At 64.0% G+C, this 2,341-nt stretch carries 3 protein-coding genes and 1 tRNA gene; all 4 read left to right on the plus strand.

All coding sequences use genetic code 11. The features are described 5' to 3' along the window. Positions 1-47: 47 nt before the first annotated feature. A tRNA-Thr gene (locus V6M52_RS08800) sits at positions 48-123 on the plus strand. 184 nt (positions 124-307) lie between these two features. After that, entirely contained in the window at positions 308-1,171 is an 864-nt protein-coding gene (locus tag V6M52_RS08805) for a ParA family protein (protein WP_442881837.1), read from the plus strand. Beyond that, complete coding sequence (locus V6M52_RS08810) at positions 1,168-1,803, plus strand: hypothetical protein (protein WP_332700747.1); 636 nt, start codon at positions 1,168-1,170, stop codon at positions 1,801-1,803. The genes V6M52_RS08805 and V6M52_RS08810 overlap by 4 nt, the downstream gene beginning before the upstream one ends. Continuing rightward, a partial coding sequence (locus V6M52_RS08815) for a DnaB-like helicase N-terminal domain-containing protein (protein ID WP_332700748.1) occupies positions 1,800-2,341 on the plus strand: 542 nt, incomplete at its 3' end. The genes V6M52_RS08810 and V6M52_RS08815, both read left to right, overlap by 4 nt.

Raw genomic sequence — 2,341 nt, forward strand, 5'->3', positions numbered from 1 at the left:
ACGGCTTTACTCAAGCAAACGAATGGATATAATGGCGGCCCTTCCGTGCCGGTATAGCTCAGCTGGTAGAGCAACTGACTTGTAATCAGTAGGTCCCGGGTTCGACTCCTGGTGCCGGCACCACCTTTCCAAGCCCCGCAGTACCAGGGCTGGCCGTGAAAGGTTCCCCTCGGCGGAAATCCGACCGAAACCCAACTGACTACGGGCCTGGGCACCGTTCGCGGAGAGGCCTCTCAGCGCAGCTGAGATACCTCTTAGGTACATGCATGCAGCCTTCCATTTCCATCCGGAATAGGAGGCAAGTGTCATGTACGTCATTTCTGTCATCTCCACCAAGGGCGGTGTCGGCAAAACTACCGCGGCGGCGAACCTTGGCGGTCTACTCGCCGATGCCGGCAAGCGCGTGTTATTGCTGGACTTAGATATCCAGCCCACCCTCTCCAGCTACTTCGATCTCACCTACGAAGCCCCCGGCGGCGTCTATGAGCTGATCGCCCTCAACGAGACAGGCCTCGAGCGGATCGTCTCGCGCACCGCCATCCCCAATCTCGACCTCATTCTGTCCAACGATGAGCAGGGCCAACTGACTACGCTTCTGTTGCATGCTCCCGACGGCCGTCTACGCCTGCATCACCTGCTCGATCACTTCCGCCCGCATTACGACCTGATCCTGATCGACACCCAGGGCGCGCGCAGCGTGCTGCTGGAAATGGCCATCCTAGCCTCCGACCGCGCCCTGTCGCCGATCATCCCGGAAATGCTCGCCGCCCGTGAGCTGCGCCGCGGCACGCTCAAGCTGCTGCAGGACCTCGCCCCTTTCCGTCGCCTGGGCATCGAGCCGCCGCCGCTCAGCATCGTGCTCAACCGCACCGACTCCGTCTCGGCCGACGCGCGGATGATCATGTACAGCCTGCGCCAGACCTTCGCCGAAGAGCCGACCATCTCGGTGCTCGACACCGTCATCCCCAGCATCGTCGCCTACCGCCAGGCCGCCACCCTGGGCCAGCCCGCGCACCGGGTCGAGGCGCGCCGCCCACGGGGTCGCCGCGCACCGTCCGCACTGGAGACCATGCGCGCTTTCGCCAGCGAGCTGTTTCCCCAGTGGGCGCCGGCAATCACCGAAGTCGGCGGCAACCTGCTGGCCCTGCCATTGGGAGGGATCGAGCAATGAACGCGCTGGTCTTTTTCGATGCGGTCCTGTTCGACGCTAATGCGGACGGCTATCTGGTGTTCGAGTACGAGGCCGAGCAGAAACGCCTTCCCACCTTCCCGACGCCCGTACGCCCAACGCAGGGAGCAACCCCCTGCCCACATGAGAGCCGAAATATCGGCAAGGTCGGTGTGGTTCAGGCCACCCGCTGCCCGGATGCAGGAGGCCGCTGGCTCTATCGCTTCACCCCATATCTGGACCAGACCCTGCGCCGCGCCTACGAGCTCGACCTGTTCGACCCCGCGCCCACGCGCCGCAACATTCCCTGCACCGGCTGGCGCAACCAGCACCGGCCCCGTGGTTTCCTGGCACCACGCGGGCTGATCCCAGGCCTCAACGGCGACTTCGTCGAGGATCGCAGCGAGCGGATCAACCTCGACGTACCGGCCGAGTTCCTCCAGCTCTGCGCGGAGCTCAAGCAACTCCCGGAAACCGTGCTGCGCGGCTTCATCGCCGACGCGGCACGGTTGCAGAACTTCTTCGCCAATCCACGTGCCGACGGTTTCTCCTCCAACGGTAGCGACGAGCGCTCGTTGGCCTACGACTATTTGGTGCGCGCCTATGGCGTGTGGGTCGGGGAGGAAGCCGTATGAGCCTGCTCGAAATTGCCCCTCCCCACTCCATCGAAGCCGAGCAAGGCGTGCTCGGCGGACTGATGCTGGATAACAGCACCTGGGATCTAGTGGCCGACCAGCTCACGGACAAGGATTTCTTCCGCCACGACCATCGCCTGCTGTTCCAGTCCATCGCCAACCTGGCCCAGAACGACACCCCCTTCGACGTGGTGACCGTAGCCGAGCAGGTCCACGAGCTGGACGAAATCGGCGGGCTCGCCTACCTCGGTGAACTGGCGAAGAACACACCCTCGGTGGCCAATATCAAGGCCTATGCGAAGATCGTCCGCGAGCGCGCCCACTTGCGCCGGCTGATCCAGCTCGGCTACGAATGCAGCCGCACGGCCTCCGAACCAGGCGCCAAGAGCCTGGAGGTGCAGGAGGCGATCGAGCAGCAGCTCTTTGCCCTCGCCCAGGACCGCCAGCGCGAAGCCTTCGTCGACCTCAACCAGTGCCTTGTGGGCGTGATCGACGAGATCGACCGGCACTTCAACAGCGGTTCGGCCACCACGGGCAT

Origin of the sequence: Devosia sp., assembly GCF_036676215.1 — a bacterium.
GTDB lineage: Bacteria > Pseudomonadota > Alphaproteobacteria > Rhizobiales > Devosiaceae > Devosia.